Origin of the sequence: Rathayibacter rhapontici (assembly GCF_001995175.1) — a bacterium.
In the GTDB taxonomy this organism is placed as follows: Bacteria; Actinomycetota; Actinomycetes; order Actinomycetales; family Microbacteriaceae; genus Rathayibacter.
This window is the reverse complement of the sequence record NZ_MUKN01000004.1, coordinates 69,809-84,680: the sequence shown is the minus strand read 5'-3', so window position 1 is coordinate 84,680 and position 14,872 is coordinate 69,809. Positions and strand designations below refer to the sequence as shown.

The window sequence follows — 14,872 nt, the reverse complement described above, 5'->3', positions numbered from 1 at the left end:
CCCGCGTCAGCGGACGGCCGGACGCCGCTGCAGGTACTGCACGTCGACCGAGGCGTCGGTGAAGCCGAGGGAGCGGTAGAGGGCGACCGCCGAGCGGTTCTCGGCCTCGACGTACAGATCGGCGGCGGTGCAGCCGCGCTCGAGCATGCGGGCCAGCCCGGCGCCGAGCAGAGCGCGTCCGAGGCCGCGACCGGCCTGCTCCGGAGCGATGCCGAGGACGTAGATCTCGCCCGTCGTCGATCCCGGCTCGATCTTCAGCCAGTCGTAGCCGACGAGCGCACCGGAGGAGTCGCGCAGCAGGAGGAAGTCGCCCTCGTCGAACCACGGCTCGGCGCGGCGGGCGGCGAGGTCCTCCTCCGTGAGGCGGCCCTGCTCGGGATGCGCGGCGAACACCCGCGCGTTCAGCGCGACCCACTCGGCGGGATCGAGGTCGCGGGCGCCCGAGAGCACGAAGCCCTCGGGGACCTCCACCTCGGGCGCCGCGAGCGGCTCGAGCTCGAGGTGGAGGAGGGTGCGCACCGGAGCGAACCCGTGCGAGGCCGCGAGGGCCCGGGCCGCCGGATGGTCGCCGTGCGCCCACGCGAGAAGGCCGGTGCGGCCGCTCGCGAGCACCTGCTCGAGGGTCGCGCGGCCGAAGCCGACGCCGCGCCACTCCGGATCGACGACGAACTCGAGCTCGCCCTGCCCCAGGACGGCGGCGGCCACGACCACGTCGGCCCGCAGGCCGATGAGGAGCGTGCGCGAGCCGTTCCGGGCGTCGACCAGCGTCTGGTCGCTGAACGGGGGCTGGTGGTCGAACCAGGCGGCACGACCGATCAGGTGCTCGAGGCCGGCCGACACCGCGGGGTCGGCCAGATCCTCAACCGAGAGGTTGAGCGACTCGCTCATTGTCCTCTTCGTAGACGTTGAAGCGGTATCCGACGTTGCGGACGGTTCCGATCAGCGATTCGAGATCGCCGAGCTTGGCGCGCAGGCGCCGCACGTGCACGTCGACGGTGCGGGTGCCGCCGAAGTAGTCGTAGCCCCACACCTCGCTGAGCAGCTGCTCGCGGGTGAAGACCCGAGACGGGTGCGTGGCGAAGAAGCGCAGGAGCTCGAACTCCTTGAAGGTGAGGTCGAGCGGGCGGCCGTGGACCTTCGCCGAATAGCTGGCCTCGTCGATCACGACGCCCGAGGCCTGGATCCGCGACGCCGACTGCTCCTGGGCGAGGCGCCCGATCACGAGCCGGATGCGGGCGTCGACCTCGGCGGGCCCGGCCGAGTCGAGGATGACGTCGTTCACTCCCCAATCGGCCGAGACGGCCGTGAGTCCGCCCTCGGTGAGGATCAGGATGAGCGGGACGTTGATCCCGGTGGTGGTCAGGATCTTGCAGAGGGACTTGGCGCTGGCCAGGTCCTGACGCGCGTCGACGAAGATCAGATCGCAGCTCGGAGCGTTCACGAGCTGCGCCGGCTCGGCCGGGATCTGCCTGGTGCGGTGGCTGAGGAGCCCCAGAGCGGGCAGCACCTCGGTGCCCCCCGCAGAGGTCAGTATCAACAACTGCGCCACGGATCCTCCAGAAATGGTCTGCGGCAATACTAGCGGCGGGCCGGAAGGGCCGACCGCCTCGGGCATGATTGACGGATGAGCGGGGATCGGGTGGGCATCGGCGTGGTGTGGGCGCTCGCCCTCGTGGGCTCCGTCGTCTCGCTGGCCCTCGCGTCGCCCGGGTCGGCGCAGACCTGGCTCGCGCTCACCTTCGGCGGCTGCGTCCTCGCGACGTTCGCGGTGCAGCTGGCCGTGGCGCGAGCCTCCGGGTACCTGCTGCGGGCCATGACGAGCGTGGTCGGGGCGATGGTCGTCATCGGCGTCGCGAGCGCGATCGCGGCTCTCGCCGGCCGCTGAGGGCCTCTGCTGCGGAGGGTGGCGTCCGACCCGCTCCGGCGCCGTGCCGCCGGGTAGGATGGAGCCATGCTTCTCGCCCTCGAACTCTTCTATCTCGGACTGCTCGGGCTCGCCTCCCTCGCGATCGCGTGGGTCTCCGGCGTGGTCGTCTACAAGCTCTACCGCGGCCAGCGCTAGCCGCCGCGACAGAGCCGGAGTGATCTCCCTTCCGTCGGGCCTGCCGCCCGAGCTCGTCCCCCTCTCCTGGCTGCTCGGCGTCTGGGAGGGTTCCGGTGTCGTCGACTACGCCGTCGGCGACGACTCCGTGCAGGCCGAGTTCGGCCACCGCATCAGCTTCAGCTACGACGGGCTGCCCTACCTCAACTACAGCTCCTACACCTGGCTGGTCGACGACGACCGCGAGATCGGGCACAGCCCGCTGGTGAGCGAGATGGGGTACTGGCGCCTCAGCCGGCCGCTCACCGACGCGACGCGGGCCCCGCGATGCTCCCCGGGCGCGGTGCCCCCGCGTACCCCGATGCGGAGTCGGTCGAGACCCTCCGCAACGCCGGGGGCGGCTTCGACATCGAGGTCTCGCTCGTGCACCCCGACGGGGTGAGCGAGCTGTACCTCGGCCAGGTCAAGGGTCCGCGCATCGATCTCGCGACCGATGCGGTGATGCGCACCGCCGCCGCGAAGGACTACGCCGCGGCGACGCGCCTCTACGGCCTCGTCGACGACCACCTGCTGTGGGCGTGGGACATCGCCGCGCTCGGCCAGGGTCTGCGCACCCACGCCTCCGGACGGCTCGCCCGTGTCGACTAGTCCCGTCTCGCCGCTGCTGGACGTCCCGGGCGCGGTCGCGACCGCGAGCGTCGCCGAGCCCGGCGTGGCCGCGCACTACGGCGAGCCCTTCCGGGAGCAGAGGGCGCTCGCCGCCGGCACCGCGCTCGTCGACCTCTCGGGTCGCGGAGTCGTCACCGTCACCGGACCCGACCGCCTCACCTGGCTCGACTCGCTGACCAGCCAGGCGCTCCGGGGGCTCGCGCCCGGCGACTCGGCCGAGACGCTCCTCCTGGACCCGACCGGCCGCATCGAGCACCTGATCCGCGTCGTCGACGACGGCGGGACCGCCTGGCTCCTGCTCGACCGCGACGAGACCGCGGGCCTCGCCGCCTGGCTCGATCGGATGCGGTTCATGCTCCGCGTCGAGATCGCCGACCGGACGAGCGAGTTCGCCACGCTGGCGACCCTCGGGGAGGGCTCTGCCGCCGCCTTCGCGCTCGAACTGGCGGGCGAGGACGCCGTCAGCTGGATCGATCCGTGGACCAGCGTCCAGCCCGGGGGCTGGCAGTACGCCCTCGCCGAGCACCCGGCGGCCGACTGGCACGCGCGCGAGACGCTCGTGCCCCGCTCCGTCCTCAAGGCGCTCCCGTCGGACGCCGCCCGCGCCGGAGTCTCGTTCGCCGGCGCCGATGCGCTCGAGGCGCTCCGCATCGCGGCGTGGCGCCCCCGGCACGCGACAGAGGTCGACGAGCGGTCGATCCCGCACGAGCTCGATCTGCTGCGCTCCTCCGTGCACCTCGCCAAGGGCTGCTACCGCGGGCAGGAGACGGTCGCCAAGGTGCACAACCTCGGCCACCCGCCCCGCCGCCTCGTTCTGCTGCAGCTCGACGGCTCCGACTCCGCGCTCCCGTCGCACGGCGACGTCGTCACGGCGCCCAAGGGCGGCGAGGACGTCGAGGTCGGCCTCGTCACCTCCAGCGCCTGGCACTACGAGGACGGTCCGATCGCCCTCGCCGTGATCAAGCGCGCCGTCCCGGTCGAGCTCGAGCTCACGGTCCTCGCGGGCGAGGTCCGCGTCGCGGCGTCCCAGGAGGTCGTCGTCCCACCCGGAGCCGGTGCGGAGGCGGGAGTGCCCCGCCTGCCCCGGCTCGGGGCGAAGACAGGTAGGCCACGCCGTGGTGGCCGCAGGACCCGCGCGTCGGGATCGGGCGGCCGAGCGGATCCGGGGCCTCGTCCGGGACGACCGCCTCCGACCCTCGCGGGGGCTGGCGCGCGCGGTGGCCTCGGCTCCGGCCGTGCTGCAGATCGTGCTCGCGGCGATCCTCGCCTACTCCGTCTCGCGGTTCGCGTTCGGGCACCCTGCCCCGGTGCTCTCGCTCACCGTGACCATCTCGAGCCTCGGCATCGCCCGCGACACCCGTCCGAAGCAGGTCGCCGAGACCGCGATCGGGATGATCCTCGGCATCGCGCTCAGCGAAGTGCTGCTGCTGCTCTGGGGCACCGGGGTCTGGCAGCTGGCGTGGTGCTCGCCGTCGTCTTCACGGTCGGCCGCGCACTCTCGCCCTCACCCGGATTCGCGGTCGCGGCGGGCACGCAGGCGATGCTCGTGATGGTGCTGCCGGCGCCCGACGGCGGGGTGTTCACGCGCAGCCTCGACGGGCTCGTCGGCGGACTGGCCGCTCTGCTGTGCACCGCGATCGTCCCCCGCACTCCGCTCCGGGCGGCGCGGGCGGAGGCGCATCGGCTCGTCGACGCGCTCGCCGGCACGATCGAGACACTCGCGGACGCGCTCCGCCGGGGCGACGGCACGGCCTCCGCCGCGGCCCTCGAGCGGATCCGCGGAACGCAGCCCGTCATCGACGGCTGGTCGACCGCTCTCGACTCGGCGATCGGCGTCGCGCGGATCTCGCCCTTCCTCCGGCGGCACCGAGGGGAGCTGGAGCGCCAGCGCACGATGCTCGGTGCTCTCGACCTCGCCACCCGGAACCTCCGGATCGTCGCCCGGCGCACCGACTTCCTCGTCGGCGACGCCGCACCGCGCCCGGCCCTCGCCGACGCGGTGGCGGGCTTCGGTCCCGGCATCGCGCTGCTGGGCCGGTCGCTGGCCGATCCGTCGATGCTCGCCCTGGCCCGGCAGGACCTGGTCCTGCTGGCGACGACCCTCGATCCGCAGCGGATGATCCCGGACGCGCGGCTCGCCGAGAAGACGCTGCTCGTGATCCTGCGGCCTCTGGCGGTCGACCTGCTCACGGCGACCGGGATGGACGCCGCGGACGCGAGGGCCGCGCTGCCGGAACTCGTCTGACAGCGCGGCCCCGGTCACGCGTTCGTCGCGTCCTGCACCTCTCCGACGAGCTCCTCGATGATGTCCTCGAGGAACAGCACGCCGGTGGTGCGGCCGTCGCGGTCGACCACCCGGGCGATGTGGGCGCCGGTGCGCCGCAGCGCCGCGAGGGCGTCCTCGAGCTCGTCGCCGCCCGACACCGCCGCGAGACGCCGGATCCGCTTGGCCGGCACCGGGGCGTCGGGATCGGCGAGGTCCGAGACGTCCTTGAGGTGCAGGTAGCCGCCGGGCAGTCCGTCGGCCCCGGCGAGCAGGTAGCGGGAGTAGCCGTGCACGGCGACGGCGCGGCGGACGTCCGCCGGGGTCGACTCCCAGGGCAGCAGCACCATCTCGGCGAGCGGCACCGCGACGTCCGACACGGTCTTGGTCGTGAACTCGAACGCGGCCGTGACGGTCCCGGAGGCGTCGACCAGCATCCCCTCGCGCGTGGACTGCCGCACGATCGCGGCGACCTCGTCGAGGGTGAACGCGCTCGTCGCCTCGTCCTTCGGCTCGACCCGCACGAGGCGGAGGATGCCGTTGGCGACCGAGTTCAGCGACCAGATCACCGGCTTGACCAGGCGCGACACCAGCACGAGCGGCGGTGCCAGCAGCAGGGCCGCCCGCGTCGGAACCGAGAACGCGAGGTTCTTCGGGACCATCTCGCCGAACACCACGTGCAGGAACGTCACCAGCAGCAGCGCGGCGACGAACGCGATGACGCCGATCGCCTCGGCCGAGAGCGACGTCAGCCCGAGCGGGATCTCGAGCAGGTGGTGGATCGCCGGCTCCGAGACGTTGAGGATCACGAGGGAGCAGACGGTGATGCCGAGCTGGCTCGTGGCGAGCATCAGCGTGGCGTGCTCCATCGCGTAGAGCGTCGTCTTCGCGGCGCGGCTCCCGGCGTCGGCCTTCGGCTCGATCTGCGAGCGACGGGCCGAGATGACGGCGAACTCGGCGCCGACGAAGAACGCGTTGACGACCAGGAGGACGACCAGCCAGGCGATCCCGGGCAGGTACTCACTCATGGACGGCTCCTTCGGCGCGCAGGGCGGCGACTCCGGTGGCAGTTCCGCCCTCGGTGTCGGGGGTGAACCGGACGCGGTCCACCCGGTTGGCGGCGACCCGGTCGACGCGCAGCACGCCGGACTCCAGCGCGACCTCGTCGCCCAGCTCGGGCAGGCGGCCCAGCTGCGACGAGAGGAAGCCGGCGACGGTGTCGTAGTCCTCGCCCTCAGGAACCAGAACGCCGAGCCGCGCTGCGACCTCGTCGGGGCGCAGCTCGCCGCCGAAGGTGGCGGAGCGGCCGGTGCGGATCACTCCGGCGCGGGTGCGGTCGTGCTCGTCCTCCAGCTCGCCGACGATCTCCTCGACGAGGTCCTCGAGCGTCACGACGCCGGCGGTCCCGCCGTACTCGTCGACGACCACCGCGATCGCGAGTCCGCTGCCGCGCAGCGGAGCCAGCAGCGCGTCGGCCCGGGCGGTCTCGGGGACGCGCATCGGCGCGACCATGAGCTCCTCGGCGCTCACCCTCCGTCGGCGCTCCGGCTCGAGGGCGAAGGCGTGCTTCACGTGCAGCACTCCGCGGATGTCGTCGGAGTCGCGGCCCAGCACGGGGAAGCGGGAGAAGCCGGTCCGGTTCGCCAGCTGCACGACGTCCTCGGCGCTGCTCTGCAGGGTGACCGAGGCCATCCGGACGCGCGGGGTCATCACGTCGGCGACGCTCCGGCTCGAGAAGAGCAGGGTGCGGTGCAGCAGGTCGGCGTGGTCGCGGTCGAGGGTGCCCTCGAGAGCGGAGCGGCGCACGAGCGAGCCGAGCTCGTCGGCGCTGCGGGCGCCCGACAGCTCCTCCTTGGGCTCGACCCCCATCGCGCGGATCAGGGCGTTCGCGGTGTTGTTGAAGAGGACGATGACCGGCTTGAAGACCGTCGTGAACAGCACCTGGAACGGCACGACCGCGCGCGCGGTGGCCAGCGGGAGGGCCAGGGCGAAGTTCTTGGGCACGAGCTCGCCGATCACCATCGAGAAGACGGTGGCGAGCAGCACGCCGATGACGGCGCCGATGCCGGGGACGATCCCCTCGGGGACGCCGACCGAGCGGAGCGGCTCGGCGAGCAGCGACGAGATGGCCGGCTCGAACGTGTACCCGGTGAGCAGCGTGGTGAGCGTGATGCCCAGCTGCGCGCCGGAGAGATGGGTGGAGGTGATCCGCAGGGCGGAGATCGTCGTGTCGAGGCGCTTCTCGCCGCGGGCGCGGCGCTCCTCGAGCTCGTTGCGGTCGAGGTTGACCAGGGCGAACTCCGAGGCGACGAAGAGGCCGGTGCCGACGGTCAGGAGGAGGCCGATGACGATGCCGAGCCACTCAGGCACGCGCGTCACCGCCGATCAGAGGGGCGGGGGCGGTGGCGCGCACCGGTTCATGAGCGGGCGCGTCTGAGGGAGGGTCGTCCATGGGGAGGGACCGTACCGTCCGCACATCTGAGAATGCTCACAGGACCGCGGGGATCGACGGTCGCGGGTCCTGCGCTCCCGGTCAGCGGAGCGACGGGGTCGCGTCCGCGGGCGCCACCGCCTCCCACGCGACGGTCACCTCCCCGAGCCTCCAGCGCCGTGGTCCGCCGAGGATCGGCCAGTCCTCCTGCAGCGCCCGGACCGACGCGAGCCAGCGCTGCCCGGGGCCGTGGACGGCCAGCGGTGCGTTCACCGTCCAGGCGCGCTCGAGCGCCAGGAGGAACGCGTGGACGCGCTCGCCGGGGACGTTGCGGTGGATCAGCGCCTTGGGCAGCCGCTCCGCCGCGATCATCGGCGACGGGATCGCGCCGAGGCGGAGGGAGAGGGTCAGCGAGCGCGGCCCGCCCGCCCCGATCTCGATCCACGTGCAGATCCTGCCGATCTCGTCGCAGGTGCCCTCGATGAGGACCCCGTCCGGCTCCAGCCGATCGGTCATGATCCGCCAGGCCCCGGCGACCGCGTCCTCGTCGTACTGGCGCAGCACGTTGAAGGCCCGGATCACGCTCGCGCGCCGACCGCGGGGGAGGGGGATCTCGAAACCGCCGCGCTCGAACGCCACCCGCGCGTCCGCGGGGAAGGCGGTCCCGCCTCCGCGGACCACCTCGAGCTGCTGTCGCGCCGTGGCGACGCGGGCCGGCTCGATCTCGAACCCGACGACCTCGACGCCGGGAGCGGTCCGCACCAGCCGCCGGTGCATCTCGAGCGTGGTGACCGCGCTCGCGCCGAACCCGAGGTCGACCACGAGCGGCCGAGCCGACGAGCGCAGGACCGGCAGCTCGGCGAGGTACCGGTCGACCCGGCGGAGCCGGTTCGTGCCCGTCGTCCCGCGGGTGACGGCTCCGATCGGCATGGGGATCAGCGTATCCGCGGGCGAGGGGGCCGCCTCTAAGCTGGACGCATGTCCGAGACCTACACTCTCATCCTCGTGCGCCACGGCAACAGCGAGTGGAACCAGAAGAACCTGTTCACCGGCTGGGTCGACGTGCGGCTCACCGAGCAGGGCGTCGCGGAGGCGACCCGCGCCGGCGAGCTGCTGACCGAGGCGGGGCTCCACCCCGACGTCGTCTACACGTCGCGCCAGACCCGCGCCATCCAGACCGCGAACATCGCGCTCGAGGTGGCCGACCGCCTCTGGATCGACGTCAAGCGCTCCTGGCGCCTGAACGAGCGCCACTACGGCGCGCTGCAGGGCAAGGACAAGGCGCAGACCCTCGCGGAGTACGGCCCCGAGCAGTTCCAGACCTGGCGCCGCTCCTTCGACGTGCCGCCGCCCCCGCTCGACGACGACGACCAGTACTCGCAGGCGCACGACGAGCGCTACGCCGACCTCGGCGACGCCCTGCCGCGCACCGAGTCGCTCAAGCTCGTGATCGAGCGGATGCTGCCCTACTGGGAGTCGGACATCAAGCCGGACCTCGCCTCGGGGAAGACCGTCATGATCACCGCGCACGGCAACTCGCTCCGCGCCCTCGTCAAGACGCTCGACGGCATCTCGGACTCGGACATCGCCGAGCTCAACATCCCGACCGGCATCCCGCTGGTCTACAAGCTCGACGAGAACTTCGAGCCGGTCGGCCCCGCCGAGTACCTCGACCCGGAGGCGGCCGCCGCCGGTGCCGCGGCCGTCGCAGCCCAGGGCGCCAAGAAGTAGGTCCCGCCCCCACGGAAGGCCCGCCGGATCCCCGATCCGAGCGGGCCTTCCGCATCTCCGGAGGCACCTCCGCTCGCTGAATCCGGCTCGGCTCGCAAAGAAGGACGACGTCCTGCGAGCCGAACCGCTTCCCACGAGCCGGAGATCGGCCGAGACCTGTGTTCTGCGCCCGCGCTCGGATCACGCGGATCTCGATACGCGCGCTCCGCGCGCTACTCGATCAGCAGAGAAGACGGGAGCTCGCGCTACTCGTCGAGCGGAGGACGGCCGAGTATCCGTCCCCCGAATCCGCTCGGGCGGAATCCGGGGTTCAACCGTGCAGGCCGGCCGACCCCCTTAAAGGCGAACGGCCGAATCGCGTGCGAGCCATTCGGCCTAGCCGAACGCAGGACGCTCCTCGGAACGCATCCATCCCGACAAGCCGACCGCGGCTGTGATCGCGCAGAGCGCGATCACAGCACTCAGGCGTAATCGCCTGAGATCAAATACTGCACCTTCTTGGCGATCGAGACCGCGTGGTCGGCGAAGCGCTCGTGGTACCGGCTGGCGAGCGTGGCGTCGACGGTGTCGGCGGCCTGACCCTTCCACGCCTCGCTGAGCACCTTGTCGAAGACGCTGACGTGCAGCTCGTCGATCTTGTCGTCCTCGTCGCGGATCTCCTCGGCGATGCGGTGGTCCTGCGAGCGCAGCAGCTCCGTGAGCTTGTGGGCGACGACGACGTCCAGCCGGCCCATCTCGACGAAGGTAGGGCGCAGGCTCTTGGGCACGACCTTGTCGGGGAAGCGGTACCGCGACAGTTGCGCGATGTGCTCGGCGATGTCGCCCATCCGTTCGAGCGAGGCGCTGATCCGCAGGGCGGAGACCACGATCCTCAGGTCGCGGGCGACCGGGTTCTGCCGGGCGAGGATGTCGATCGCGAGCTCGTCGAGGCTGATGGCCAGCTCGTCGATGCGGGCGTCGCTCGCGATCACCTCCTCCGCGAGGGTGACATCGGAGTGGTTGAACGCCTGAGTCGCCTTCTCGATCGCGATCTCGACGAGTCCGGAGATCTCGACGAGGCGATCCTGGACCTCGGCCAGCTCCTGCTGGAATACTTCGCGCATCTTGTGATCGACCCTCTCTGCGGCACGCACGGCGAACGGTGCCGGGTATGCGTCGCGCACCACGCGCGACGCAGCACCTGTTCCTCTACGGCGCAGGCGCAGCAATGATGACCACGGCAGGTTAACGAACGGTGCCGCGGGTTTGAACAGTACTCGACCTGCTGTCCCTCGTCCGGCATCCGGTAGGGAGACGCCCGGTGGATGGTTAGCCTGGGTCCGTGGATTCGGGTGTGTTCGTGATTCTGGCGCTCGTCCTCGGCGTGGCGATCGGCGTCCTTCTGACGACCGTGTTCACCCTCGCGGCTCGGCAGGGGCGCATCGCGGCCGAGGTCGTCTCCGTCACCCTCCCGGAGGGGATCGACGCGATCATCGACGCCGTCGGCGCGCCCGCGTTCGTGACCGACCCGTCGCACAACGTCCTCAAGGCGTCCACCCGCGCGATCGCCCTGGGCCTCGTGTCGCAGGACACGCTCCTCCACCCCGACCTGGTGGCGATCGTCGACCGGGTCCGGCGGTTCGGCGACGACATCGAGCAGGACCTCGAACTGGCGACGAGCCCGCTCTCGGACCAGGCCGTCACTCTCGTCGTGCACGCGACCCGCCTGGGCTCGCGCTACGTGCTCGTGCTCGCCGAGGACCACACGGAGGCCCGCCGGCTCGAGGCCGTGCGACGCGACTTCGTCGCCAACATCTCCCACGAGCTGAAGACCCCGATCGGAGCGGTGGGCCTGCTCGCGGAGGCGCTCGACTCCGCCGCCGACGACCCGACGCAGGTGCGGCGCTTCGCCCGCCGGCTGACCCAGGAGTCGCACCGGCTCGCGAAGATCACCCGCGAGATCATCGAGCTCTCGCGCCTGCAGTCCGCCGACGTCGGCGCCTCCGCCGAGCTCGTCCGCGTCGACGACATCGTCACCTCCGCCCTCGAGACGACCCACGTGCTGGCCGAGTCGCACGACGTCACCCTCGTCAAGGGCGGGATGAAGAGGGTCTACGTCGCCGGGCAGGAGAAGATGCTCGTCTCGGCTCTGCACAACCTGCTCGCCAACGCCATCCAGTACTCCCCTCCCGGCTCCCGCGTGGGCATCGGCGTGCGCTCGACCGGAGGCGTCGTCGAGATCGCCGTCACCGACCAGGGCATCGGGATCCCGGAGGAGGACCTCGACCGGGTCTTCGAGCGCTTCTACCGCGTCGACCAGGCCCGATCCCGCCACACCGGCGGCACCGGCCTCGGCCTCAGCATCGTCAAGCACGCCGTGCAGAACCACGGCGGCGACGTCCGCGTCTGGTCCAAGCCCGGCCGCGGCTCCACCTTCACCATCCGACTCCCCGAAGCAGACCCGGCGAGGACGCCGTTCGCGTCCAGCGCCCCGATAGGAGACACCGCGTGACCAGCATCCTGCTCGTCGAGGACGAGAGCGCCCTCAGCGAACCCCTCAGCTACCTGCTCGAACGCGAGGGCTACGACGTCACCGTCGCCGAGGACGGGCTGCGCGCCGTCACCGCCTTCGACGAGGGCGACTACGACCTGATCCTCCTCGACCTGATGCTCCCCGGGATGCCCGGGACCGAGGTCTGCCGCGAGATCCGCACCCGCTCGCAGATCCCCATCATCATGGTGACCGCGAAGGACTCCGAGGTGGACATCGTCGTCGGACTCGAGCTCGGCGCCGACGACTACGTCACCAAGCCCTACTCCACCCGCGAACTGCTCGCCCGGATCCGCGCCGTCCTCCGACGCCGCACCGAGGACCCGGGAGAGGAGCGCATCGTCACCGCCGGCCCCGTCCGCATGGACATCGAACGGCACACCGTCGAGGTCGACGGAGTCGAGACCCCCATGCCCCTCAAGGAGTTCGAACTCCTCGAGATGCTCCTCCGCAACGCCGGCCGCGTCCTCACCCGCGGCCAGCTCATCGACCGCGTCTGGGGCAGCGACTACTTCGGCGACACCAAGACCCTCGACGTCCACGTGAAGCGCATCCGCTCCAAGATCGAGAAGACGCCGAAGGAGCCGACGCTGCTGGTCACCGTCCGCGGCCTCGGCTACCGCTTCGACTCGTGACGCGGGGCCTGGCGGGGCCATCTGCGGCGTTGTCGTCGGTCGCGATACCGCCGGTATCGCTCCCTCCTCCGCCTTGCAGCTGACCCCACCAGGCCCCGCGGAGAACTCCAGAAGTGGGGCCGTCGCTGTGCGACGAGCCGGAGTGGGGCCGTCGCTGTGCGACGAGCCGGAGTGGGGCCGTCGCTGTGCGACGAGCCGGAGTGGGGCCGTCGCTGTGCGACGAGCCGGAGTGGGGCCGTCGCTGTGCGACGAGCTGCAGGTGGGCCGTCGCTGCGCGACGAGCTGCTTCGGTGGGGCCGTCGCTGCGCGACGAGCTGCAGGTGGGGCCGTCGCTGTGCGACGAGCCGGAGTGGGGCCGTCGCTGCGCGACGGGCTGCTTGTGGACGGGGCGGCGTCCCTGCTGCTGGTCGAGTAGCCGCGGAGCGGCGTATCGAGACCCGGGCCGCCCGAGGCGGTGTCGCTCCTACGCGTGGACGGGAGGCGTCCCGCCTGCTGGTCGAGGAGCCGAGGAGCGGGGGGTCGAGGTCCGTGTTCGCCGGGGGGAGGCGCAGCCGGGGCGGGGTGGGACGACGACGGGCCGCCCAGCGGAGTGGACGGCCCGTTGAAGGGGAGACGGGGCTACTCGCCGGCGGGGGGCTCGATCGAGTTGCCGGGCTCGGTCGTGGGGGTGGGGATCGCGGTCAGGGCCGGGTCCGGAGTGGTGGTCGCCGTCGGGGTGGCCGACGGGGCCGGCGTGAGGGTGGAGTAGGCCTCGAGCGCGTTGGTCAGGACCGGGACGAGGATCTCCTTGCCCTCCTCGTCGCCGTACTGGAAGTAGACCGGCAGGAGGCTGCCCGGGACGATGTCCAGACCCGGCATGTACACGGACTGGCCCTGCTCGGGGCCGATCTGGTTCCGGCCCGGCACGATCGTCAGCTCGCCGTCGGTGCGTCCCTCGTCGGACTCGTACTGGACCTCGAGGGTCTCGGTCTCGGCGGAGTCGTTGACGACGGTGACGATGAGCGTCCCCTCCTCGCCCTCGTTCGAGATGACCATGGCGTTGCGGATGGCGAGGTCGCCGATGGTGGCTCCGACTCCGTCGCTCGGGTCGTAGATGGCCCGCGTCGCCTGGGGAGCGACGAGGTTGCAGCCGGCGGTAGCGAGGGCGACGCCGACCGCGAGAACGACGGATGCAGCGATACGCGCCTTCACAGGATCCTCCAGATCGTCGGCCCTGCTCGCCCCGGACAGGGCGACTTCACGGTGCACGAGCCGGACACCAGATTAGCGTAGCGACCCCCCGCCGCCGGTCCGACCGAGGGGGTCCTCACCTCCCGACCCCTTTGGTACTCTGACCGCCGGCGACAGCCGGTGGAAGGACGTGCACGATGACCCCCCTCTCCTCGGCGCCTCCCACCGCTGCGTCGTGATCGTCGCAGCGGGCAGCGGCACCCGGCTCGGCCGCGAGCGACCCAAGGCCTACGTCGACTGCGCCGGCCGGACCATCCTGGAGCGCAGCCTCCGCACGGTCCTCACGATCGCCGAGCCCGTCCAGGTCGTCGTGGTCGCCCCCGCCGAGCTCGTCGACGAGACGATCGCCCTCTGCCGCACCGCCTCGGGCGCCGACCACGTCGCGGTCGCGGCCGGAGGAGCGACCCGGCAGGAGTCGGTCGGCCGCGGTCTCGCGCTCCTCGCCCCCTCCGTCGAGACGGTGCTCGTCCACGACGCCGCCCGCGCTCTCACTCCGGTCGACCAGTTCGAGCGCGTCATCGCGGCGGTGCGGGCGACCGGCGGGGGAGTGGTGCCGGGCCTCGCGGTCACGGACACGATCAAGCGGATCGGAGCCGAGGGCGCGATCCTCGAGACCGTCGACCGCGCGCAGCTCGCGGCCGTGCAGACCCCGCAGGGCTTCCCCCGCACCCTGCTCGACACCGCCTACGCCTCCGCCGGCGCCGAGCACACCGACGACGCCGCGCTCCTGGCCGCGCACGGGCACGGCTCGGTCGTCGTCGCCGGAGACCCGCTCGCCTTCAAGATCACCACGCCGTGGGACCTCTCGCGCGCGGAGCAGCTGCTCGCGCCGCCCGTGCCCGTCGCCGCTCCGCGGATCGGCATCGGCACCGACGTCCACGCCTTCGACGACGAGTCGCCCCTCTGGCTCGCCGGGCTGCACTGGCCCGGGGAGCGGGGGCTCTCGGGTCACAGCGACGGCGATCCCGTCGCCCACGCGATCTGCGACGCCCTCCTCGCCGCGGCCGGGCTGGGCGACATCGGGTCGCGCTTCGGGACCGCCGACCCGCGCTTCGCGAACGCGCACGGCGACGTGTTCCTCCGGGCCACCCGCGAGCTCGTCGAATCGGCGGGCTTCACGATCGGCAACGTCTCGGTGCAGCTGATCGGCAACAGGCCCAGGTTCTCGCCGCGCCGCGATGAGGCGCAGGAGCTGCTGTCGACGATCCTCGGCGCCCCCGTGAGCGTCGCCGCGACGACCTCCGACTCCCTCGGCTTCACAGGTCGGGGCGAGGGCGTGGCGGCGACGGCGACTGCGCTCGTGCTCCCGACCGCGTCCTCGCGCTGATCCCACCGCCCGGCC

At 72.1% G+C, this 14,872-nt stretch carries 12 protein-coding genes and 2 pseudogenes; 7 read left to right on the top strand and 7 right to left on the bottom strand.

Translation table 11 applies throughout. The annotated features are described in order from the left end of the window. Nucleotides 1-6: 6 nt before the first annotated feature. Together mshD and B0T42_RS02415 are read right to left on the bottom strand one after the other, a co-directional pair. On the bottom strand, nucleotides 7-888 hold the full coding sequence (gene mshD / locus B0T42_RS02420) for a mycothiol synthase (RefSeq protein ID WP_077221807.1): 882 nt from the start codon (nucleotides 886-888) through the stop codon (nucleotides 7-9). After that, entirely contained in the window at nucleotides 860-1,549 is a 690-nt protein-coding gene (locus B0T42_RS02415) for a winged helix-turn-helix domain-containing protein (protein ID WP_055787643.1), read from the bottom strand. The genes mshD and B0T42_RS02415 overlap by 29 nt, the downstream gene beginning before the upstream one ends. Before the next feature lie 75 nt (nucleotides 1,550-1,624). Here B0T42_RS02415 and B0T42_RS02410 point away from each other — a divergent pair, with 75 nt between their 5' ends. From B0T42_RS02410 to ygfZ, 3 genes and pseudogenes are all read left to right on the top strand, one after another. Next, entirely contained in the window at nucleotides 1,625-1,885 is a 261-nt protein-coding gene (locus B0T42_RS02410) for a hypothetical protein (protein WP_139344391.1), read from the top strand. Between the two features lie 196 nt (nucleotides 1,886-2,081). Next, a pseudogene (locus B0T42_RS02405) lies at nucleotides 2,082-2,689 on the top strand (nitrobindin family protein). Beyond that, nucleotides 2,679-3,806: pseudogene (gene ygfZ / locus B0T42_RS20425) on the top strand (CAF17-like 4Fe-4S cluster assembly/insertion protein YgfZ); the annotation flags it as partial. The pseudogenes B0T42_RS02405 and ygfZ, both read left to right, overlap by 11 nt. Before the next feature lie 1,163 nt (nucleotides 3,807-4,969). On the opposite strand, the gene B0T42_RS02395 reads toward ygfZ, so the two are convergent. The 3 genes from B0T42_RS02395 to B0T42_RS02385 all read right to left on the bottom strand — a co-directional run bounded on the left by B0T42_RS02395 (nucleotide 4,970) and on the right by B0T42_RS02385 (nucleotide 8,334). Beyond that, complete coding sequence (locus tag B0T42_RS02395; protein ID WP_077221803.1) at nucleotides 4,970-6,001, bottom strand: hemolysin family protein; 1,032 nt, start codon at nucleotides 5,999-6,001, stop codon at nucleotides 4,970-4,972. Then, complete coding sequence (locus B0T42_RS02390) at nucleotides 5,994-7,343, bottom strand: hemolysin family protein (RefSeq protein ID WP_077221832.1); 1,350 nt, start codon at nucleotides 7,341-7,343, stop codon at nucleotides 5,994-5,996. Before B0T42_RS02390 ends, B0T42_RS02395 begins: the two co-directional genes overlap by 8 nt. 163 nt (nucleotides 7,344-7,506) lie before the next feature. Beyond that, nucleotides 7,507-8,334, bottom strand: a complete 828-nt coding sequence (locus B0T42_RS02385; RefSeq protein ID WP_077221802.1) for a class I SAM-dependent methyltransferase — start codon at nucleotides 8,332-8,334, stop codon at nucleotides 7,507-7,509. Between the two features lie 48 nt (nucleotides 8,335-8,382). On the opposite strand from B0T42_RS02385, the gene B0T42_RS02380 reads away from it, so the two are divergent. Continuing rightward, nucleotides 8,383-9,135: a phosphoglyceromutase gene (locus B0T42_RS02380; protein WP_077221801.1), complete on the top strand. Its 753-nt coding sequence runs from the start codon at nucleotides 8,383-8,385 to the stop codon at nucleotides 9,133-9,135. 461 nt (nucleotides 9,136-9,596) lie between these two features. On the opposite strand, the gene phoU is transcribed toward B0T42_RS02380, so the two are convergent. After that, nucleotides 9,597-10,238 carry a phosphate signaling complex protein PhoU gene (gene phoU / locus B0T42_RS02375; protein WP_077221831.1) on the bottom strand — a complete coding sequence of 214 codons (642 nt, stop codon included), beginning with the start codon at nucleotides 10,236-10,238 and terminating at the stop codon, nucleotides 9,597-9,599. A gap of 230 nt (nucleotides 10,239-10,468) precedes the next feature. Here phoU and B0T42_RS02370 point away from each other — a divergent pair, with 230 nt between their 5' ends. Both B0T42_RS02370 and B0T42_RS02365 read left to right on the top strand, forming a co-directional pair. Next, nucleotides 10,469-11,626, top strand: coding sequence for a sensor histidine kinase (locus B0T42_RS02370; RefSeq protein ID WP_342418194.1), 1,158 nt, complete (start codon nucleotides 10,469-10,471; stop codon nucleotides 11,624-11,626). Then, a complete protein-coding gene (locus tag B0T42_RS02365) occupies nucleotides 11,623-12,300 on the top strand; it encodes a response regulator transcription factor (protein WP_055787684.1) in 678 nt (225 codons plus the stop codon). Before B0T42_RS02370 ends, B0T42_RS02365 begins: the two co-directional genes overlap by 4 nt. Nucleotides 12,301-12,918: 618 nt before the next feature. On the opposite strand, the gene B0T42_RS02360 is transcribed toward B0T42_RS02365, so the two are convergent. After that, nucleotides 12,919-13,491, bottom strand: a complete 573-nt coding sequence (locus B0T42_RS02360; RefSeq protein ID WP_077221799.1) for a hypothetical protein — start codon at nucleotides 13,489-13,491, stop codon at nucleotides 12,919-12,921. Nucleotides 13,492-13,660: 169 nt separating this feature from the next. Between B0T42_RS02360 and B0T42_RS02355 the strand changes: the two genes are divergently transcribed. Further along, complete coding sequence (locus B0T42_RS02355; protein WP_077221798.1) at nucleotides 13,661-14,857, top strand: bifunctional 2-C-methyl-D-erythritol 4-phosphate cytidylyltransferase/2-C-methyl-D-erythritol 2,4-cyclodiphosphate synthase; 1,197 nt, start codon at nucleotides 13,661-13,663, stop codon at nucleotides 14,855-14,857. Nucleotides 14,858-14,872 lie beyond the last annotated feature (15 nt).

What these genes read in the sequence shown, in the direction of transcription:
- mshD (WP_077221807.1), bottom strand. Translation starts at nt 888, where the DNA reads ATGAGCGAGTCGCTCAACCTCTCGGTTGAGGATCTGGCCGACCCCGCG.
- phoU (WP_077221831.1), bottom strand. Translation starts at nt 10,238, where the DNA reads ATGCGCGAAGTATTCCAGCAGGAGCTGGCCGAGGTCCAGGATCGCCTC.
- B0T42_RS02385 (WP_077221802.1), bottom strand. Translation starts at nt 8,334, where the DNA reads ATGCCGATCGGAGCCGTCACCCGCGGGACGACGGGCACGAACCGGCTC.
- B0T42_RS02410 (WP_139344391.1), top strand. Translation starts at nt 1,625, where the DNA reads ATGAGCGGGGATCGGGTGGGCATCGGCGTGGTGTGGGCGCTCGCCCTC.
- B0T42_RS02380 (WP_077221801.1), top strand. Translation starts at nt 8,383, where the DNA reads ATGTCCGAGACCTACACTCTCATCCTCGTGCGCCACGGCAACAGCGAG.
- B0T42_RS02395 (WP_077221803.1), bottom strand. Translation starts at nt 6,001, where the DNA reads ATGAGTGAGTACCTGCCCGGGATCGCCTGGCTGGTCGTCCTCCTGGTC.